The sequence below is a fragment of the Chryseobacterium shigense genome (genome assembly GCF_014207845.1).
GTDB lineage: Bacteria > Bacteroidota > Bacteroidia > Flavobacteriales > Weeksellaceae > Chryseobacterium > Chryseobacterium shigense_A.
In genome coordinates, this window is record NZ_JACHLC010000004.1 from 130,812 (window position 1) to 150,340 (window position 19,529).

General features: G+C 36.1%; 18 protein-coding genes. 11 read left to right on the forward strand and 7 right to left on the reverse strand.

What is annotated here, in order from left to right; translation table 11 throughout:
• Both HNP36_RS15450 and HNP36_RS15455 read right to left on the reverse strand, forming a co-directional pair.
• Positions 1 to 1,077 carry a hypothetical protein gene (locus tag HNP36_RS15450; RefSeq protein WP_184165950.1) on the reverse strand — a complete coding sequence of 359 codons (1,077 nt, stop codon included), beginning with the start codon at positions 1,075 to 1,077 and terminating at the stop codon, positions 1 to 3.
• Between the two features lie 166 nt (positions 1,078 to 1,243).
• Complete coding sequence (locus HNP36_RS15455) at positions 1,244 to 2,572, reverse strand: hydroxymethylglutaryl-CoA reductase, degradative (protein WP_184165549.1); 1,329 nt, start codon at positions 2,570 to 2,572, stop codon at positions 1,244 to 1,246.
• A gap of 143 nt (positions 2,573 to 2,715) precedes the next feature.
• Here HNP36_RS15455 and HNP36_RS15460 point away from each other — a divergent pair, with 143 nt between their 5' ends.
• The 5 genes from HNP36_RS15460 to gap all read left to right on the forward strand — a co-directional run bounded on the left by HNP36_RS15460 (position 2,716) and on the right by gap (position 7,913).
• Positions 2,716 to 3,975 (forward strand): putative DNA modification/repair radical SAM protein, encoded by a 1,260-nt coding sequence (locus HNP36_RS15460; RefSeq protein WP_184165553.1) that lies wholly within the window; start codon positions 2,716 to 2,718, stop codon positions 3,973 to 3,975.
• A 55-nt stretch (positions 3,976 to 4,030) separates the two neighbouring features.
• Entirely contained in the window at positions 4,031 to 4,789 is a 759-nt protein-coding gene (locus HNP36_RS15465) for a TIGR03915 family putative DNA repair protein (protein ID WP_184165556.1), read from the forward strand.
• A 145-nt stretch (positions 4,790 to 4,934) separates the two neighbouring features.
• Entirely contained in the window at positions 4,935 to 5,807 is an 873-nt protein-coding gene (locus HNP36_RS15470; protein WP_184165559.1) for a DUF4846 domain-containing protein, read from the forward strand.
• An 83-nt stretch (positions 5,808 to 5,890) separates the two neighbouring features.
• Positions 5,891 to 6,877: a 6-phosphofructokinase gene (gene pfkA / locus HNP36_RS15475; RefSeq protein ID WP_184165562.1), complete on the forward strand. Its 987-nt coding sequence runs from the start codon at positions 5,891 to 5,893 to the stop codon at positions 6,875 to 6,877.
• 31 nt (positions 6,878 to 6,908) lie between these two features.
• The gene (gap, locus tag HNP36_RS15480; RefSeq protein ID WP_184165565.1) at positions 6,909 to 7,913 is read left to right on the forward strand and encodes a type I glyceraldehyde-3-phosphate dehydrogenase; all 1,005 of its coding nucleotides are present in this window, start codon (positions 6,909 to 6,911) and stop codon (positions 7,911 to 7,913) included.
• A 199-nt stretch (positions 7,914 to 8,112) separates the two neighbouring features.
• On the opposite strand, the gene HNP36_RS15485 is transcribed toward gap, so the two are convergent.
• Positions 8,113 to 9,699, reverse strand: a complete 1,587-nt coding sequence (locus tag HNP36_RS15485) for a hypothetical protein (protein ID WP_184165568.1) — start codon at positions 9,697 to 9,699, stop codon at positions 8,113 to 8,115.
• Positions 9,700 to 10,229: 530 nt separating this feature from the next.
• Between HNP36_RS15485 and HNP36_RS15490 the strand changes: the two genes are divergently transcribed.
• The 4 genes from HNP36_RS15490 (at position 10,230) to HNP36_RS15505 (ending at position 14,424) form a co-directional block, all read left to right on the forward strand.
• The gene (locus HNP36_RS15490) at positions 10,230 to 11,003 is read left to right on the forward strand and encodes a response regulator transcription factor (protein WP_184165571.1); all 774 of its coding nucleotides are present in this window, start codon (positions 10,230 to 10,232) and stop codon (positions 11,001 to 11,003) included.
• An 86-nt stretch (positions 11,004 to 11,089) separates the two neighbouring features.
• On the forward strand, positions 11,090 to 12,286 hold the full coding sequence (locus HNP36_RS15495; protein WP_228456403.1) for an oxygenase MpaB family protein: 1,197 nt from the start codon (positions 11,090 to 11,092) through the stop codon (positions 12,284 to 12,286).
• 203 nt (positions 12,287 to 12,489) lie between these two features.
• Positions 12,490 to 13,494 (forward strand): recombinase RecA, encoded by a 1,005-nt coding sequence (recA, locus tag HNP36_RS15500; protein WP_184165574.1) that lies wholly within the window; start codon positions 12,490 to 12,492, stop codon positions 13,492 to 13,494.
• A 75-nt stretch (positions 13,495 to 13,569) separates the two neighbouring features.
• Positions 13,570 to 14,424 carry a helix-turn-helix domain-containing protein gene (locus HNP36_RS15505; protein ID WP_184165577.1) on the forward strand — a complete coding sequence of 285 codons (855 nt, stop codon included), beginning with the start codon at positions 13,570 to 13,572 and terminating at the stop codon, positions 14,422 to 14,424.
• Positions 14,425 to 14,522: 98 nt separating this feature from the next.
• Here HNP36_RS15505 and HNP36_RS15510 read toward each other — a convergent pair whose 3' ends face one another.
• Entirely contained in the window at positions 14,523 to 14,669 is a 147-nt protein-coding gene (locus tag HNP36_RS15510) for a hypothetical protein (RefSeq protein ID WP_184165580.1), read from the reverse strand.
• A gap of 101 nt (positions 14,670 to 14,770) precedes the next feature.
• Between HNP36_RS15510 and HNP36_RS15515 the strand changes: the two genes are divergently transcribed.
• Entirely contained in the window at positions 14,771 to 15,067 is a 297-nt protein-coding gene (locus HNP36_RS15515; RefSeq protein WP_184165583.1) for an MGMT family protein, read from the forward strand.
• A 107-nt stretch (positions 15,068 to 15,174) separates the two neighbouring features.
• Positions 15,175 to 15,969 carry an alpha/beta hydrolase gene (locus HNP36_RS15520; RefSeq protein WP_184165586.1) on the forward strand — a complete coding sequence of 265 codons (795 nt, stop codon included), beginning with the start codon at positions 15,175 to 15,177 and terminating at the stop codon, positions 15,967 to 15,969.
• A gap of 344 nt (positions 15,970 to 16,313) precedes the next feature.
• Here the strand turns inward: HNP36_RS15520 and HNP36_RS15525 are convergent, their stop codons facing one another.
• The 3 genes from HNP36_RS15525 to HNP36_RS15535 all read right to left on the reverse strand — a co-directional run bounded on the left by HNP36_RS15525 (position 16,314) and on the right by HNP36_RS15535 (position 19,435).
• Positions 16,314 to 16,691: a helix-turn-helix transcriptional regulator gene (locus HNP36_RS15525; RefSeq protein ID WP_184165590.1), complete on the reverse strand. Its 378-nt coding sequence runs from the start codon at positions 16,689 to 16,691 to the stop codon at positions 16,314 to 16,316.
• 242 nt (positions 16,692 to 16,933) lie between these two features.
• A complete protein-coding gene (htpG, locus tag HNP36_RS15530) occupies positions 16,934 to 18,826 on the reverse strand; it encodes a molecular chaperone HtpG (RefSeq protein ID WP_184165593.1) in 1,893 nt (630 codons plus the stop codon).
• 120 nt (positions 18,827 to 18,946) lie between these two features.
• Positions 18,947 to 19,435, reverse strand: a complete 489-nt coding sequence (locus tag HNP36_RS15535; protein WP_184165596.1) for a hypothetical protein — start codon at positions 19,433 to 19,435, stop codon at positions 18,947 to 18,949.
• Positions 19,436 to 19,529 lie beyond the last annotated feature (94 nt).

The following is a 19,529-nucleotide window of genomic DNA, read 5'->3' on the forward strand; positions in this document are numbered from 1 at the left end:
TTATAACTCTTCTAGTTCTAGATTTAAATATTTTTTTGTTTTATAATCCTGCCATGTTCCGATGACCTTTTTCCCTTTTCTGTCAGCTTCTATAAAAGCCCTCGGAATCCATTTTCCCATTTTTTCATCGTAATAATCATTTTCCGTGATGGAAATATGATCTCCTTTGATCTTTCCGTCCCATTCTATCAGTTTTTTATTTTTATCATACCAGTACATTGCGGAAAAAGCATTTTCTTCATTATCCGTATAAAGGCGTTTGATAAGAACTGTAACAGGATATTTATCAATTTTCCCTTTCAGTAATTTATTCTGAAAGCCTGTTGCATCTACCTTGTCAGAGCCTGAAAGTAAATTTCTGGCATAAGGGCTCCAGTATTTTTCAAGATTTTTATACGGAATTTCAATACTGTGGCTTCCCAGATCATCCAATGCCCTCATTGCATGATTGGAACATCTTCCGGCAACGAAAGTCAGTTTATCTTTTCCAAAATAGAATTCAATATATTCTAAAGTGTGTTCAATAAAACAGTTTTCATACATGCCGATCTGCTCCTGGGTTTCTTCAGTGGGATTTTTTTCAGATTTTAATTCTTTAAGAAAATCATCAACTCTTTTTTTAATGCTCTGATTGATTACATTTTCAACAGCTTTAACGGTATTGGGCTGAAATAAATCTGGACAGTTAATAAAATTCCCTGTTCTCAGATCAAAATTCACCCATTTTGAAAAACCTTCAGGATAAGCCCCGGAAGCCTCACCATCTATGCCAATACTCAGAATATTTTTTGGTGTTTCCAATTTTTCCCAGCTATAAAAATAAATATAGTTGGAGTATGAAGTTTTTCCTGTAGTAACCAGTTTAAAAGGATTACCTTCAGAGTTTGGAACATATTCCAGTTCATTAACCTGCAGAAAAGTATTGATCTTATTTTCGACCAAAGGATTTTCTGAGTAAGAAACCAATGGAAAAACAGTATCCTCAGATTTTTGCTGCAAATCACTGATTTTTACATTTTTCTGCTGGGAAAAACTTAGTCCGGAAATCAACAGAAAAAACAGGAAACTCTTTTTCATCATTTTGACTTTAAATACATTAAAATAAATTTTGCAGTCAATGTAGCAATTCCAAGTATGAGAAACATATTGGCAAATCTTTTAGAGTTTCTAAAACCCGGCGATGTCGTTCTCTTTAAAAAGATCCCGAAAATGATGAATATTATAGGTAAGATAATTTGCAGCATTACTGGGCTCTTAATCTGTTAAATTCACTGATAACCTCATGATGGCTTACTGTTTTGTCCTTAAAATAGGTCACAAAGTGCTGCTTTTCTTCTTCTGTAGCTCCCATCTGGTTTAAAATGTTCAGCAGGTGCATTTTCATATGTCCTTTCTGAATACCTGTAGTCACCAGGGAACGGAGGGCTCCAAAATTCTGGGCAAGTCCGGACACAGCCAGAATACTCATCAGTTCCTGCGCAGAAGGCTTTCCGAGAAGTGCCAATGAGAATTTTACCAATGGATGAAGATTGGTAAGACCTCCTACTACTCCTACAGAAATCGGAAGATCAATCCAGAATCTGAAAATCCCGTTATCTGTTGTGCAGTGTGTCAGGGATCTGTATCGTCCGTCTCTTGCGGCATAAGCGTGGGCACATGCTTCCGTTGCCCTGAAATCATTTCCTGTGGCAATCACTACAGCATCTACTCCATTCATGATACCTTTGTTGTGGGTTGTAGCGCGGAAGGGTTCAATTTCAGCAATGGTAACGGCCTGTTTGAATTTTGCAGCAAATTCTTCATTGGAAATCCCGCTGTCGTCCTTTAAATCATCAATTTTACAGGAAACCTCAGCTCTTACGATACAGTCTGGTGTAAAATTGGAAAGGATATTCATGACGATCTGAAGTGTATTTTTTTCTTCCTGCGTAAAATCTCCACTCGTTGCAATTTCCTGCTTCATGGTCTTTCCGAACTGTTCAAGACATGAATTGATAAAATTCGCACCCATGGAATCTACGGTATCAAAGCTTGCTTTAAGCTGGTAGTAATTGGGCATTTCAGAAGTTTTATCCACTAATTTGATATCCAGAATTCCACCACCGCGTTTTCTCATATTGGCGGTAATATCTTCGGTAGCTTCAAACAGTTTTTTCTTTAAATTAAAATTAAAGAAGTGTAACAGTTTATGAGGCTCCACATTGAATATAAAATGGGTATGCCCTAATTTTTCATTGTTGATGATGGTTGTTTTAAAGCCCCCTTTATCAATCCAGAATTTTGCAGCCTTGGAAGCCGCAGCCACTACAGAACTTTCTTCAACAGCCATCGGAAGAGCAAATAATTTTCCGTCAATTAAGAAATTCGGGGCAATTCCGTAAGGCATGTAGAAATTGGAGATGGTATTTTCAGAAAATTCTTCATGAAGCTTCTGAAGATCAGCATTTCCGTTCCAGTATTGTTTTAGTATATTTTGATATTCTTCGTTTCCTTCAAGGTACTCGTTGACAAGCCAATCGATTTTTCCCTGTTTTGTAAGTTTAGAGAAACCTTCTACCGGTTTATGATTCATAGCATAAATTTAATATGCGTAAAGATAGTAATTTTGTTAGTCTTTGTTGTGGATAACTTCCATTGAAAAAGATTGACATTTATCAATTTTGGAACTACTTTTGAACATTATCTGGGTATAAATTATAACATTCCTCTGAAAAAATGAATTTTGAACGCCTGAAAGAAAAACTCGAAATCCTTGCTGATGCTGCGAAATATGATGTTTCCTGCTCATCAAGCGGCGGAACGAGAAAGAATAAAAAAGGCGCTTTAGGAGACAGCTCTGTAAGCGGGATTTGTCATACCTATACGGAAGACGGGCGATGCGTATCCCTTCTTAAAATTCTACTGACCAATCATTGTATTTATGATTGTGCCTATTGTGTGTCCAGAAGCTCAAATGATATTAAAAGAGCCGCTTTTACAGTAGAAGAAGTAGTGGATCTTACCATTAATTTTTACCGTAGGAATTATATTGAAGGACTGTTTCTGAGTTCCGGTATTTTCAAAAATGCAGATACAACGATGGAGCGACTTGTAAGGGTTGCAAAAAAACTGCGTTTAGAGGAAAATTTCAACGGTTATATTCATTTGAAATCCATTCCGGGGGCAAGCGATGAACTGATGCAGGAAGCGGCTTTATATGCGGACCGGCTGTCCATCAATCTTGAAATTCCTACGGAAAGCGGATTGAAATTACTGGCCCCTGAAAAAAACCGTCAGGATATGCTTAATCCTATGAAATATATCCAGAACGGGATTGCTCAATATAAAGATGAAAAGAAAATTTTCAGAAAGGTTCCGAAATTTGCCCCGGCAGGACAGTCTACACAAATGATTGTAGGAGCAACCAATGAAAATGATCTTCAGATCATTAAAGTAGCGGATCATTTCTATAAGAATTTCAGTCTGAAGAGAGTCTATTATTCCGGTTATGTCCCTGTTCTGGAAGATAAAAGATTACCTTCACTTACAACGGAAGTTCCCATGCTTAGGGAAAACAGGCTTTATCAATCCGACTGGCTGATGAGGTTTTATGGTTTTAAAGCAGAGGAAATCTTAGATCCGGATATGCCTTTTTTAGATCTGGAAGTTGATCCTAAGCTGAGCTGGGCATTGAGGCACCTGCACCAGTTCCCGGTTAATTTACAGACTGCGGATTACCAGATGATTTTAAGGATACCGGGAATTGGAGTAAAAACGGCACAGAAAATTGTTCAGGCACGACGTTTTCAGGTTTTGAATATGGACCATCTGAAAAAACTGGGAGCTGCCGTTAACCGTGCAAAATATTTTATTGATTTCAATGCAGGGAATACTTATCTGAAATATTTAACGGATAAAAATTTCAGAAAACTTCTTGTAGGTGGAAGCTCTTCCAAGTTTCAGAATCAGTTTTCACAGCAGCTGAGCTTATTTTAGGTGAATTGAAAGATTAAAAGATTTAAAAATTCAAAGATTTAGATTACCCATCAATATGACGACTCTCCTATATGACGGAAGTTTTGACGGCCTTTTAACCGCAGTATTTGAAGTTTTCGAATACCGTTATAAAGATGCGGAAATTATAAGTAAAGAAAGGTTTCATCAGGAAAATATTTTTGCAGAAATTCATGAAGTAGTTACCCAAAATGATAAGGCTGAACGGGTTTTAAACAAATTGGAACAAAATATTGGAAAGTCGGGAATTCATGAGTTATTAAAAGTTTATTTATCTGAAGATCCTGAACGGGAACCCCTCATTCTGTCAGCTGTACAGCAATCCATCAAATATCCTGGAGAAAATATCCTGCAGAATTATGCAGATCCTGATATTCTGAAAATCTCAAAGATCAATAAATCCGTAAGCCGGGAAAGACACAGAATGACTGCTTTTGTCCGGTTTGAGAAGATGCAGGACGGTGTTTTCTTCGCTAAAATAGATCCTGATTTTGATGTTCTTCCACTTATACGCAAACATTTCAAGGACCGTTATCAGGATCAGAAATGGATGATTTATGATTTAAGAAGGAATTACGGCATTTTATATGACCTGGACAACTGTGATTTCTTTTATCCAGAGGAAAAACTGGATCTAAATCAGTACCAGCAGAAATTTCATGATGAGGAAAATAAGTATCAGAAGTTATGGCAGAGATATTTTACGAAGACTAATATTGTGGAAAGGAAGAATTTGAAATTACACGTTCAGCATGTTCCGAAAAGGTACTGGAAATATCTGACGGAGAAATGGTAATATTATAATATTAATTGAAATGGATTGAAGTTCTCCTCTCTCGCAGCTTGGGCAGATGAAGCAGATTTTTCATTTTGTACTTTTCATTATATTTTTTTCATTCATGTTTGAAAATCTGTGATATTTGTAATTAAATAAAAACTACATGAAAAAAATTATTCCCGTTCTGATTATTGTATTGACAGCTTCAGCATGCAGCAATGACAAAGCCATATCCGGAAGCAATACCCAAATTCCAGAAGCTTTTACCCAGCAAAATTCTGTACAGATCAATAAAGATAAAAATACAATCAGAGAGAGATTTTCTGCGCCTGAAGGTTATATATGGATTGATGAACAACCGGATTCTTTCGGATACTTTATTGAAAATTTCAAACTGAAGCCTTATGGCAGCCCGATCCTGAAATATGACGGAACTCCTATTGCAACACAGGATCTTCATGAAACCGTTTTTGATATTGATACGGGCAATAAAGATCTGCAGCAATGTGCTGATGCCGCAATCCGGCTGAGGGCTGAATATTTATATAAGGCCAAAAGGTTTGATGAAATCAAATTTCATTTTACGAGCGGTGATCTCGTTTCATGGAATGATTATAAAAGCGGTATCCGTGCTTTCGTGAATGGAAATTCCGTGAGCTTCAGAAAAACAGCCGGTTTTGATGATTCTTACCAGAATTTCAGGAAATACCTGGACCTGATCTTCAATTACGCAGGAACCATATCATTAAATAAAGAAACAAAAGCCGTTACAAAAACTTCAGACCTGAAAACAGGTGATATCCTGATTACACCGGGAAGTCCGGGCCATATTGTTTTTATTTCCGGAGTATGTAAGAATAAAAATGGCGAAAAGTTATTTTTATTAAGCGAAGGATTCACTCCTGCTCAATCTATTCATACACTTTCCAATCCTTTTGATAAAAATATTTCGCCATGGTACAATCTTGATGCAAATTCTTCAGAAACAAAAACCGCGCGGTATTTTTTTAAACCTACAAATTTCAGAAGCTTTTAATTATTTATATTCAAAACTCTTATCAACTTACTGCCATTATCTGAACTTGTTTTTGTAAATTTGTGTTCGAAATTTTTTACTAGATGAAAGAAAGTGCTGTAAAAAAAATTGCAGTTCTTACTTCCGGAGGCGACTCTCCGGGTATGAATGCAGCATTAAGGGCGGTAGTAAGAACCGCAAATTATTATAATATTGAATGTTACGGTGTAAGGGAAGGCTATAACGGACTCATCAATGATGATTTCCTGAAAATGGGCCCCCGTTCCGTAAAAAATATAATCAACCAGGGCGGAACCATTCTTAAATCTGCCAGATCAGCGGAATTCAGAACTCCGGAAGGACGTCAGAAAGCTTATGACAACTGTGTGAAACATGGTGTGGATGCATTGGTGTGCATTGGAGGCGACGGTACCTTTACAGGGGCCAAGATTTTCAATGAAGAATTCGGGATCAGAGTGATTGGTGTACCGGGAACTATTGACAATGATATTTTCGGAACAGATAATACAATAGGTTACGATACTGCTTTAAACACAGCCATGGAAGCTATTGACAAGATCCGTGATACGGCAACTTCCCACAACAGGGTTTTCTTTGTGGAAGTAATGGGCCGTGATGCAGGTTTCATTGCTTTAAACAGCGGTTTGGCGACAGGTGCTCTGGATATTTTGATTCCGGAAAGAAAAGACAGCATGTCTGACTTATTTTCCACCTTCAGAAAAGCCGAAAAAACAGGAAAGGCATCAAGCATCGTTGTAGTGGCTGAAGGTGAAAAGCTTGGAAATATCTATGAGCTTGCCAAGCAGACGAAAGAGGAATTCCCCGATTATGATATCCGTGTAACTATTTTAGGACATATCCAGAGAGGAGGCTCTCCAAGCTGTGCAGACAGAGTTCTTGCGAGCAGACTGGGTTATGGAGCCGTGGTAGGATTAATGGAAGGAAAAACAAATGTAATGGCCGGAATGCGTTCCAACGATCTGGTATATACCTCAATTGAAGAAGCCATTAAAAAACATAATGAAATCAATAAAGATCTTTTACTGATTTCCGAAATCTTAGCAATCTAATTATTTTTTATATAATCTAAAACAAACTATTATGTCAACAATCAAAGTAGGTATCAACGGTTTTGGTAGAATTGGACGTCTTGTTTTCAGAGCAATGACTGAAAGAGATAACATTGAAGTAGTAGGAATCAATGACCTAATCAATGCAGAATACATGGCTTACATGTTAAAATATGATTCTGTACACGGTATCTTCCCGGGAGAGGTTTCTGTAGAAGGAAATGATCTTGTGGTAAACGGAAAAAGAATCAGAGTAACTGCTGAAAGAGACCCGAATAATCTAAAATGGAACGAAGTAGGTGCCGATTATGTGGTAGAATCTACAGGTTTATTCCTTGATAAAGAAAGTGCTTCTGCTCACTTAAATGCCGGTGCTAAAAAAGTAATCCTTTCTGCTCCATCTAAAGACGATACTCCAATGTTCGTAATGGGTGTGAACCACAAAGAACTTACTGACGATATCAAAATTTTATCAAATGCTTCTTGTACAACCAACTGTTTAGCTCCTTTAGCTAAAGTAATCCACGATAACTTCGGGATCGTTGAAGGTCTTATGACAACTGTACACGCTACAACAGCAACTCAGAAAACTGTTGACGGTCCTTCAATGAAAGACTGGAGAGGTGGAAGAGCTGCTCTTAACAACATTATCCCTTCTTCTACAGGTGCTGCTAAAGCGGTAGGAAAAGTAATCCCTTCCCTAAACGGAAAATTAACAGGTATGTCTTTCAGAGTACCAACTGTAGACGTTTCTGTAGTTGACCTTACAGTAAGATTAGAAAAAGCTACGTCTTACGATGAGATCTGTGCTGCTCTTAAAGCTGCTTCCGAAGGTGAATTGAAAGGAATCTTAGGATACACTGAAGATGCAGTGGTTTCCCAAGATTTCGTAGGAGATAAGAGAACTTCTATCTTCGATAAAGATGCCGGTATCATGCTTTCTCCAAACTTCGTAAAACTTGTTTCCTGGTATGACAACGAAATGGGTTACTCTAACAAGTTGGTAGATATGCTTGTACATGCTGCTTCTTTGTAATAAGTAATGAGCAATACGCTATAAATAATGAAAACCTTCCCGATGGGAAGGTTTTTTTCAATTTAACCGTTAAAATTATACTCTGATTAGCGATTGAAAGTTATTTTTAATATCAAATTAACAGAAGTCTGCTTAAACAAAATACCTCCCAAGATTTGAGAGGCTTTATTCGGTCTTCAAAGAATTGTACCTCATTACATCATTCTGCAACAGCATCATTTTTTTTAAATTTATTGATAAACGTTGTAAGATTTGTAGCATACCCTACCATTACCTGCGGTGCAATATTTTTTGTGTAAAAATCATAATATCCTCCCAATCTAAAATATAGTCCTCCATTTCCATCATTGGGGCTAAGTTTTGTGTAGAAGTTAGTAGTAAGAAAAAGAGTATTATACAACGTTCCATTATCCTTTAGAATTTCTTTTCTAAAATCCATGCCCTCAATTATATTCAAATTCTTATTTGCTCCACTATATTTTAATCCTAATAATCCAAAATTTACATCTGCTCCAAAATTAATCTGCGGTCTTATTTCTATTTTTAATCTTGGTCCGTGTGAAATAGAATATAATTGATAATTGGTAATAATCGTATCCTTTATCGTTTTGAATTTAGTTCTATACATCTGAATACCATAATCTAAAATCCAGCTAGTAGAAGTTCCTTTCCATTCAAATGAACCGACCCCGATATTTATCCCGGCCTCTACATTATTTTTTCTTAAGAGCTCAAAAGAGGATATACTCAAATTATCTTTTACATTAAGCTCTATGAAACCACTTCCCTCTTCCTGCCCATTATAAATTGATGCATTCAAGTAAGCCTCTACATACTCAGGCGAATTGAATCTGCCAAAATTCACGTAATTTAATGGAATTCTTGCCCTCCCTTCTGCCTGTAGCAAGCTATTTCCTCCTTCATTGTTAAATCCTAAAAAATCAGAAAAAATAATAGCCGTAAAATAATCATACAATCCTCTTTTTTCTATTTTAAGGTCTTCATCAACTTTTATTTCATACTCTTTATTTTTCAGTGAATAACTATAATTATTTTCAAAAGGCTTATAATCTAAAAGATCATTACACTCTATATAGTAATAGCTGTCCGAACCTTTTGTTGTATATATTTTAGCACTGTAATTATTACGATCTATAATCGTAGATCTGAAAGGTATAGAATACTTATTATTGAATAATGTTGCTTCTTCTTTTAGTATAACAGTTTTAGTACTATCCAATATATTCCCTACGACAGAAATACTGTTTATTTTATTATTAAAAAGTCTTATACTTGCATATTTTGGGGCAAAATATAAATATTTATTGGTGCCATCCTCTGCCTTTAATTTAATTAATTCCTTATTCATTTTCAATTTTCCTCCATATTCAATCTTTTGTAAATCATACAGTTCAGTTAAAACCTCTTTTTTATTAAAATTTTTCATCAAATTATAATAAATATTCTTCCATTGTAATTCTACTTCTGGTTTTAAGACAAATGCAGATCCTATCAACTTTGACTTTTTCATAGTGCTTCCCATCGCTGAGATAAAGGTTTCCTGATCGAAATTATTGACTATCTCAATGCTTTCCTCACATTCCGTAGCGGTTTTACAAATCTGAATTTTAAATGACGTAATTTTTTCTTTTGTTTTCGTAGTGTTTATTTTAACCTCATACGGAGTCGATTCGCTGATAAAGTTTCCAAATAACTCATATGAATTTTGAGAAAAAACACATATGCCAATCAATAGCAATACTATAGATAAAATTTTTGTTTTCATGACTTTCCAATTTTTATGGTTAGAGTTTTTTTGAATTAAAATCCCTTTACATGAAAACTTACTTAAAGAATACAACAGGCTCAAAGTAAAATTTTCATGGCTATTAGTTTTCCACAAAGTTTGGAATTTCATGAATACAAGTAAATTACCCGTTCGGGTGATTTTGAGTATCAAAAACAGAGAGTGAAAAAGCAGTATAAAACAAAAGAAAAAGCCTCTCCAGCAACGAGAGGCTATTAGTTTATCGTTTTCAAACAACTAAAAAAGAAAAGAATAAACTGTTTTTATAACATTCAATTAATTAACTTCAAATAAATCGTTTGTAAAAATTCAAGATTTAAGATTCAATATTTTTCTTATTTGAAAAAAACATAGAAAAAATTAAATCACTAAATCCAACTAAACGGAATAAATTGAGCTTTCATGGTTATTAGTTCTTACAAAGTTTGGAATTTTATTACAGTAAAAAAATCCCCCTTTTGTGGTATTTTGCAAGTATTTTAATTATTTTAGCTAAAACTAATTTATCCATGGAAAGTTCGGAAAAAAAACATCCGCTTATTGAAATCTGGAATACTTATCCAGGTATCAGAAGAGACAGAAAAATTCTGGATAAACCACCCATAGAACGTATCATCAGTGAAATATTTGCTATTGGTGAATTTTATTATTATGCCCTGAATCTTACCAACAGTACGCTTTCACACCATCATGAAAATATCCTTAAGCTTCATGGCCTTTCGTATTATCCTGAAAACTTAAAAGATGTCATAGATCTCACCCATCCTGATGATATAGAGTTTGTAATACAAGCAGAAAAGGTCCTTGTCAACAAAATCACAGAAATAGGTCTTGAGCATCAGCTCTACATCAAAGGCAGTTATTGTTTCAGGATGAAAACAGCAGAAGGAAATTATGAGCTGTTCCATCATCAGTCTGTTATTACGATGGAAGACGAAACCGGCATTCCTATCCAGGCAATAAACATCCATACCAATATTCATCATATCACCAAGGAAAATCCATATACCGTATTGGTTTCCGGGATAGGCCCCAGAAATGATTTTCACCAGGTGAAACTGGACTGCTTTTCCAAGCCGGAAAATTTTTCTGAACATTTAACGAAAAGAGAAATGGAAATTCTTGCCCTTATTACCAAAGGATATTCCGCACCGGAAATAGCCCAGGCATTAATTCTGTCTGAACATACAGTCCGTACCCACAGAAAAAACATCTTACGGAAAACCGATTCCAGAAACAGCAAAGAACTTGTAAAAAAGGCTTTTGAAAGAGGGCTTATCTGATATTTCAACAGTTAATAGAATTCGGTTTGAAAGGCTGATAAATCTCACCGCTGAACTTCGGTGCAAAACTTGTATTTTTATACAGGATGGACAAACTGACTATACAACCCCGCTTTAAAGACTCTTCCCACTTCAAAGATTTCTGGGAAAAAGGCAATGGAAAACAGCTTATTGATTTTTCCGGAGCCGAAGTAAGCTTTAAAGATTTTGATCAATTCTCCCCCTTCTTTTATCATACAGATGAGGCTGGTGATGAAGTGGTAAAAGATGTTTACCTCGTTAAAAAATTCAACGAAGCTTCCAGGGAAATTGAAGGTTATATACGAAACGGAATTTCGGAAGCCGACCATGTTCCTGAAAGTGTAAAAAAACTTTTCACCCAGACCCAGAAAGTTCCGGAATGGCTTGATTACAGCCTGTTAAAAAGCGGTGCAGAACTCTGCATGCGAAGCAATCTGGATTCCCTCATTTCTCTGAGAGATTATTGTCTGATGGGAGGCTATGATTATGCTTACCTAAACAAACCTCTCACAGCCACAGAAGCGCTGAAAAAAGGCGCCGTAAAGCGTCTCTCGGAAACATTGGATTTTTGGGTGAATGCTACCCGTTATGATGCCCTGGAACTGCATGCAAAAGGCTATGAATTTGCCATAAAAACCCGCCTGATTCATTCTTACGCAAGACTTTCCATAAAGAAATATTACAAAGAATGGGATACGGAAAACTGGGGAGAACCCATCAATTCATGGGATATGATGGCCACTTACATCGGTTTCAGCCTTGTTTTTCTTCACAGTCTTCAAAAATTAGGAAATGATTTTTCCATTGAAGAAGAGAAAGGAATTTTTCATCTGTGGAAGTATGTAGGATATTTGCTGGGAATTCCCGAACAGCTTCTTCCTGACAATAAAAAACAGGCAACGGAATATTTTTACCTATGGACTTCCGTGCAGCCGTCTTCAGATAAAGATTCTATCCTTCTGGCTCATTCCCTGTTGAATGAATCCTTGGAAAACCCAATATTGAAATTCAAATTCGAAAGAAAAAATCTGAGATATCTTCATATCTGCTGTACATGGTTTCTTTTGGATGATGAGGTGTGTAAAAGACTGCAAATTCCTGATGTTCCTGCCAGAAATCTGTTTCCGAAAACAAAGATTCTCGCTAATAAATTGTATGACAAATTCGTAAGCCGGGCAGCCAGAATAAAAAAAGGAAACAAAGACCAGATGAAAGTGCTGGAAGATTACCTGAGAATTACAAAAGATTCGAATTTTCATTAGAAAAATCCCGGAAATATCTTCTGTAAAAGTGTAAAAATGTGTTTTTTATGCGTTAAATCATAAGATCCTGCATTCCTTTAGGAATGAATAATATCAGCAGTAAAATTTTATCATTTTTTAACTCTAAAAACATATTTTCACCCTAAATAATATTAGTTTTTGATGTTAAAATTATGTATTTTTGAGAAATTATTTTAATTGAGATGAGTAACATTGATGATAAGAAAAAAGCACTGGCTCTGGTGCTTGACAAGCTAGATAAAACATACGGAAAAGGAACTGTAATGACATTGGGAGATGACTCCGTAGATAATACGATAGAGGTAATTCCTTCCGGATCTTTGGGACTTGACATCGCATTAGGCGTTGGCGGTTATCCAAGAGGAAGAATTATTGAAATATACGGTCCTGAATCTTCAGGTAAGACAACATTAACCCTTCACGCTATTGCTGAAGCTCAGAAAGCAGGTGGTATTGCAGCATTCATTGATGCGGAGCACGCTTTCGACAGAACTTATGCTGCAAAACTGGGAATTGATCTAGAAAACCTTATCATTTCACAGCCGGACAACGGTGAGCAGGCTTTGGAAATTGCCGATAACCTGATCCGTTCAGGGGCTATTGATATTGTCGTTATTGACTCGGTAGCAGCTCTTACTCCAAAAGCGGAAATTGAAGGTGAAATGGGAGATTCCAAAATGGGTCTTCACGCAAGATTGATGTCCCAGGCATTAAGAAAGCTTACGGCAACCATTTCAAGAACAAAATGTACGGTAATCTTCATCAACCAGTTGAGAGAGAAAATCGGTGTAATGTTCGGAAACCCTGAGACCACTACCGGTGGTAATGCCCTGAAATTCTACGCTTCTGTAAGACTGGATATCAGAAAAGCAAGCGCACCTATTAAAAACGGTGATGAAGCGATCGGAAGCCGCGTGAAAGTGAAAATCGTGAAAAACAAAGTAGCACCTCCATTCAAGCAGGCAGAATTCGATATTATGTATGGTGAAGGAGTTTCCAAAGTAGGTGAAATTCTTGATACTGCCGTTGATAAGGGAATTGTGAAGAAAAGCGGTTCTTGGTTCAGCTATGAAGAAACGAAACTAGGCCAGGGACGTGACGCGGTAAAGGATGTTTTAAGAGACAATCCTGAACTTGCTGAAGAACTGGAAAACAAGATCAAGGAAGAATTGAAAAACAATAAATAATTAATAGAAAACGGTCTGAATTTCAGATCGTTTTTCTTTTTAGCTTTAATATGCCAGCTAAAACCTGTTAAAGATATGGTTACTGATTATAAAAAAATTGATCTGTTCGGGAAAACATTCATTCAGAAAATAGATTTAAAATCTCCTTTTGAATTTGCCTTCCCCGTTGCAGAGCAAGCCTGCTTTTTATATATGCTGTCAGGTGGAATGCAATATCAATACGATGACATCTCTATCAACATTCCGGCCAGGCATTCATTATTACTCAATTGCATCAGTTCCGGTAAACAGATCCATCATTCAGATGCCAACACCAATGGCGAAATTGTAATCGTAACTTTTCATCCTGATATATTAAAGAAAATTTACGAAAGAGAGCTGCCTTTACTCCTTCAGCCAGGCCATAAAGAAACGAACCAGTCGGGCGGAAAAATAAACAACGATTTCCTGATTCATAAATATATTGAAGGACTTCTGTTCTATTTTGAAAATCCATCTTTGGTAAACGATGAAATCCTGATTCTGAAACTAAAGGAAATCATTCTTCTGCTGTCGCAAACACAAGAAGCAGAAACCATACAAGCCATATTATCCCAGCTTTTCTCTCCAACATCTTATACATTCAAACAAATTATAGAAGCCAATTTATTTTCTCAGGTAAACATTGAGGAACTTGCACAAAAAACCAATTTAAGTGTTTCTTCTTTTAAAAGAGAATTTAAAAAATTATATGATAACTCCCCTGCCAGTTACATTAAAATGAAAAGGCTGGAAAGAGCTGCCGAATTATTATTGATTTCTGATGAGCGTATCTCCAATATTGCTTTTGATTGCGGATTTAATGACTTAGCCAATTTTACCAAAAGCTTTCATGACAGATATAATACGTCTCCCACAAATTACCGTTCAAAAGTGAATAAGGAGGATTAAAAGTACTCCATTCAAACCATTAAGAAAAAATTCAGTAGTTAAGATTATTAAGAGTTTGTCTTACTATGCTTGCAATGGCAGACTAATAATTAAAAAAATTATTCAAGAGAATTTACCAGTACAAAATAACGGTAAGCCAGAATACCTTTCTCCAGTTTGGTTAGTTTGTTAGGATCTTTACCACTTAGCTTAGGAAGTACTTTTTTATTCACTGTATTCAACAGTCTGAAAAATGATTTTTTCATATCTTTATATTTAAATGAAACATCATTGAAACGGTAAAAGTTCAAAAATGATGCAAAAGTTATTATTTGGGATTATTTATTAACAGGATAATAGATTAACTATGGACGATATTTTTAAACAGCAGATTTATGAGGTGACAAGACTGATTCCGAAAGGAAGAGTTTCCTCTTACGGAGCCATAGCTAAAGCTGTAGGTTACCCCAACCATTCCCGCCATGTAGGTAAGGCGATGGGAGGCTGCCCCGAAGATGTTCCTGCGCACAGAGTTATATCAAGCTCCGGCACCTTATCTGTTCCCGAATTCCAGCCCAAACTGGAAGCAGAAGGAATTACTGTTGAAAATTTTAGAATAAAAAACTTCAAAAAACTTTTCTGGGACCCTTTGGAAGAGATATAATCCTGCAAATTATACTATTCAGACAGGAATACATACGGCTCAGTTGGATATTTTTCTTAATTGATATCCTTCGCAATACCTTTGGTTCATAAATAAAACAAAAAACTATGAAACCAATTTCAATTCTGTCTTTAGTATTCTTTTTTATCACAGTATTTGCAAAAGCTCAGACGGATGATAAATTCTATCAGCCAAACAAAGTCATGAAGCCATTTGAGTTTAAAATTTCCGAACAGATTAACTTTCCTGTAGAAGGAGATACGATTACAGCGTTTATAGCAAAACCTGACACTCAAAAACTTCAAAAGACAATTTTTTATTTTCACGGAGCGGCAGGAAACGTTACAACCTATCAGTTTATGACCAAACCTCTTGTAGAGGCAGGATATCAGGTGGTAATGATAGATCTCAGAGGGTATGGATTGTCTACAGGGAAACCCAATCACAAAAATGTAGCGGAAGACGGGCAGAAAATTTTTGATGAACTGATGAAAAGACCTGATATTAAAGATACAAAAGTCTACATCTACGGAGCTTCTTTAGGAACCCAGGTTGCTGCGCACCTTGCCAAAGATAATATTTCTGAGATTTCCGGACTTATTCTGGACTGTCCAATGGCTTCTTTTACGGATATTGCGGCTCATTTTGCTCCTCAGTACAGAGAATTTATTCTGCAGTCTATGATTTCGCCTTATGCAGCTAAAGAAGATGTGAAGGCTTTGGACAAGCTGCCATTGCTTATTATTCATGGTAAGGAAGATAAAACCATTCCTTATGAGCAGGGAAAACTGGTTTTTGATAATGCTGCCGGCACTAAAGTTTTCATTGAATCCAAAGGAGATCATTTGCAAGGATTGGTCAATAATAAAGAAGAGATCCTGAAAGCTATTGATAAATTATAATACATTCAGGTTCCGGCGGCTTCGCCGCCGGAACCTGAATGTATAAAAAATTGCAAATATTTTCTCACGCAAGGGATCAAACCATCAAACTATAATTTCTTATTAAGGATAAAAAAATCAATCGAAGATTGATTCTACTAATCAAACATATAACCGAAAGCTTAATCAGCGATGAAATCGCAAATCTTTGCTTCCTTAAAATCAACAGAGTCTTACAAAAACTTTGCGTTAAAAAAAAACTCAAGTTTGTCACTCAATCAGGTTTTACTCGAAATACATACAATAAAAAATGCCATAAACTTTAACGTCATGGCATTTTAATTTATTCTATAAAATAGTGGCTACTACTTTCTACTTCTTGGGCTTTTCAATTCTTCCTTCAACCTTTCATTTTCCTCTTTCAAAAAAGAAATATAATCCTGAAGATTCTGGATAATGGACCCAGGAATATTATTGAATTGAGAAACAATAGATGAAACTGCGTGATCGTTGAATACAGGATGATCATTATTGATCACAACTTTTGCTTCTTCTTCCTCGTAAATATCTTCCACAGTAACATTTAAGAAACGGGCGATTTTGTCCCATTCATCTTTGATAATCCTTACATCACCGCTTTCCTTTCTGCTGTAGTTGGATACATCTGTCGCGATAATATCAGCTATCTGCTGTTGGGTATAGCCCTTTTGTTTTCTGATAGTGCGTAATTTTTCTTTTTGCATATCCTACATTTTATACAAAAATGGAAAAAAACCTTAGAATGTACAATAAAAAATCGAAGAAATATGAGTCAGGTTCTCAGGATGTAGTAAAAAAAGCATAGAAAGTTAATAATATCAAAATATTCAAACCAATACATTGATAATTTTCTTTAAAATTATTGCAACCCGTCACCACAATCTGTCATTGCATGAAAAAAGCTGTTCCCAATATGAGAACAGCCTTTTGTATTTATGTAATATTATTATTTCTCCAGTTGCTTATAACTTCTCTGGATAAAATCTGTAAGGTCTTTTCCTTTCAGCAGGTTTTGGGAAAGTTTTGCAAGGTCTAGGGCGTACTTGATCAAATTGTCCTTCTCCTCAGCATTTTCTGTTTTTAAGATCTGGTTAGAAAGTTCACTGTTCGAGTTTACCACAAGATTATACATCTCCGGGAAACCTCCCATTCCGAACATACCGCCTCCGCCGGTTGCCTGCATCTCCTTCATTCTTCTCATGAACTCAGGTTGGGTGATGGTAAACGGAGCATCATTGCTGTCAAGATCTTCAAGCTGTACAGTGAATTTGGCATCTTTTACGGCCTCTTCCACATCTTTCTTTAAGGTTTCTTTTTCAGTTTCGTTTAATTTGGAAATAACAGGCTCATCTTTTTTGATCAGGTTATTGATGTGGTCTGCATCTACTCTGGCAAATGAGATCTTCTCTTTTGTAGTTTCCAGCTTTTGGATCACGTGAGAAATCACGGGTGAGTCTAATAACAGAACTTCATATCCCTTATCATTTGCTGCCTGAATATAGCTGTGCTGCTCGTCTGCATTGGTAGTATAAAGAATTACCGTATTGCCGTCTTTATCTGTCTGAGAAGGTTGAATCTTTTCAATTAATTCATTCCACAGGAAGTATTTTCCGTTTGTAGTAGGATATAGTGTAAATTTATCTGCCTTTTCTGCAAATTTCTCTTCTGTGATGATTCCGTATTCTATTACGATCTTGATGTCGTTCCATTTCTGCTCATAATCTTCGCGGTTTTCGTTGATCAGGGAAGACATCTTATCGGCCACTTTTTTAGTGATGTAAGAAGAAATTTTCTTCACGGCGCCATCTGCCTGAAGGTAAGAACGGGAAACATTCAACGGAATATCCGGAGAATCTATTACCCCTCTCAGAAGCATCAGGAAGTCAGGAACGATGCCTTTTACCTCATCCGTTACAAATACCTGGTTCTGGTAAAGCTGAATTTTATCCTTATCAATATTTAAATTGTTGCTCAGTTTCGGGAAAAATAAAATTCCGGTAAGATTGAAAGGATAATCAACATTCAGGTGAATATTGAATAAAGGCTCTTCAAACTGCATTGGATACAGCTCGTGGTAGAACTTCATATAATCCTCATTCGTCAGCTCACTTGGCGCAATAGTCCATGCCGGAGTAGGATTGTTGATGATATTGTCAACTTCCTCAGTCTCAGCCACTGCATCTTCGGGAGCATCCTCCGGTAACGGAAGCGTATGTGTTTTTGTTCCGAATTTAATAGGAACAGGCATGAATTTGTTATACTTTGAAAGCAATTCACGGATTTTACCTTCTTCAAGGAATTCTGTAGAATCTTCTGCAATGTGAAGAACGATTTCCGTTCCTCTGTCCGTTTTATCAGTTGTTTCTTCAAGGGTGAATTCCGGGCTGCCATCACATATCCACTTTACTGCGGGTGCGTCTTTATAAGATTTTGTAATGATCTCCACTTTTTCAGCCACCATGAATGCAGAATAAAAACCAAGTCCGAAATGACCAATGATCCCGGAATCTTTTGCCGTGTCTTTATATTTCTCAAGGAATTCCTCGGCTCCTGAAAAAGCAACCTGATTGATGTATTTTTCAACCTCTTCACCCGTCATCCCGATACCCTGATCGATAATTCGAAGTGTTTTGTTTTCCTTATCGATTTTAACTTCAATCTTTGGGTTTCCATATTCAACTTTTGCTTCTCCGATGCTTGTTAAATGCTTTAGTTTTAAGGTAGCATCCGTTGCATTGGAGATTAATTCTCTCAGGAATATTTCGTGGTCACTGTAAAGAAATTTTTTAATAAGCGGGAAAATATTTTCCACAGATACATTAATATTTCCTTTAGTCATAATAATTTTTGTTTTAATTTTCTATTTCTGTCTCAAAAAAAATACCATGCATCAGAATGTGACACAATGGCATTAATTTGTAAGAATCTCTTTTAAAACCTTAATATCTAGCAATAAAATTTATACCGGTTTATTAATTTTTCTTTGCTCCCTGAACTGAAAAACGGAACCAATAATAAACAGTACAAAAAGGCCAAGAAGTGTCTGCCCGATAATGGCATCTGTGGGTGCTTTTGCTAAAGGATGCCCAAGCGGTACACGCGTGAATGTTTCATTAACGGTAGGAACCAGCGATAAGAAAAAACTGAAGGACAGAAGAAAGTTTTCAAAAAAACGCGCTCTGTTGTTCCCCTGTCTTTTTTTATGAAGAAAATAAGCCGTCAATATTAAAATAACGATGAAAAGGGCAAAAATATGTCCGGGATTAAATCCTCCGTGTTTGGATAGCCCCAAAGCAGTCAATGAAGTGATAAGCGTTAAATAAAAATAAATCTTGCCTGTAAGTTGGTTTAAATCAATTTTCCCTCTTTTTATAAAGTCTGTAACTGCTGCCACAATAGCAATAATACCTATAACAGTATGAAAAATCCCTAAATACGATAGTCCCATAATCTTAATTTTTGAATGTTGAATTACTGTTGACAAAATTGCAACAGAAACAGAAAAGAGATTTTGTAAATAAGCTCAATTATCTGTCTGTTTG

Excerpts from the sequence above, each read along its gene's own strand:
- HNP36_RS15450 (WP_184165950.1), bottom strand. The coding sequence starts at position 1,077 with ATGAAAAAGAGTTTCCTGTTTTTTCTGTTGATTTCCGGACTAAGTTTT.
- HNP36_RS15455 (WP_184165549.1), bottom strand. The coding sequence starts at position 2,572 with ATGAATCATAAACCGGTAGAAGGTTTCTCTAAACTTACAAAACAGGGA.
- HNP36_RS15460 (WP_184165553.1), top strand. The coding sequence starts at position 2,716 with ATGAATTTTGAACGCCTGAAAGAAAAACTCGAAATCCTTGCTGATGCT.
- HNP36_RS15465 (WP_184165556.1), top strand. The coding sequence starts at position 4,031 with ATGACGACTCTCCTATATGACGGAAGTTTTGACGGCCTTTTAACCGCA.
- HNP36_RS15470 (WP_184165559.1), top strand. The coding sequence starts at position 4,935 with ATGAAAAAAATTATTCCCGTTCTGATTATTGTATTGACAGCTTCAGCA.
- pfkA (WP_184165562.1), top strand. The coding sequence starts at position 5,891 with ATGAAAGAAAGTGCTGTAAAAAAAATTGCAGTTCTTACTTCCGGAGGC.
- gap (WP_184165565.1), top strand. The coding sequence starts at position 6,909 with ATGTCAACAATCAAAGTAGGTATCAACGGTTTTGGTAGAATTGGACGT.
- HNP36_RS15485 (WP_184165568.1), bottom strand. The coding sequence starts at position 9,699 with ATGAAAACAAAAATTTTATCTATAGTATTGCTATTGATTGGCATATGT.
- HNP36_RS15490 (WP_184165571.1), top strand. The coding sequence starts at position 10,230 with ATGGAAAGTTCGGAAAAAAAACATCCGCTTATTGAAATCTGGAATACT.
- HNP36_RS15495 (WP_228456403.1), top strand. The coding sequence starts at position 11,090 with ATGGACAAACTGACTATACAACCCCGCTTTAAAGACTCTTCCCACTTC.
- recA (WP_184165574.1), top strand. The coding sequence starts at position 12,490 with ATGAGTAACATTGATGATAAGAAAAAAGCACTGGCTCTGGTGCTTGAC.
- HNP36_RS15505 (WP_184165577.1), top strand. The coding sequence starts at position 13,570 with ATGGTTACTGATTATAAAAAAATTGATCTGTTCGGGAAAACATTCATT.
- HNP36_RS15510 (WP_184165580.1), bottom strand. The coding sequence starts at position 14,669 with ATGAAAAAATCATTTTTCAGACTGTTGAATACAGTGAATAAAAAAGTA.
- HNP36_RS15515 (WP_184165583.1), top strand. The coding sequence starts at position 14,771 with ATGGACGATATTTTTAAACAGCAGATTTATGAGGTGACAAGACTGATT.
- HNP36_RS15520 (WP_184165586.1), top strand. The coding sequence starts at position 15,175 with ATGAAACCAATTTCAATTCTGTCTTTAGTATTCTTTTTTATCACAGTA.
- HNP36_RS15525 (WP_184165590.1), bottom strand. The coding sequence starts at position 16,691 with ATGCAAAAAGAAAAATTACGCACTATCAGAAAACAAAAGGGCTATACC.
- htpG (WP_184165593.1), bottom strand. The coding sequence starts at position 18,826 with ATGACTAAAGGAAATATTAATGTATCTGTGGAAAATATTTTCCCGCTT.
- HNP36_RS15535 (WP_184165596.1), bottom strand. The coding sequence starts at position 19,435 with ATGGGACTATCGTATTTAGGGATTTTTCATACTGTTATAGGTATTATT.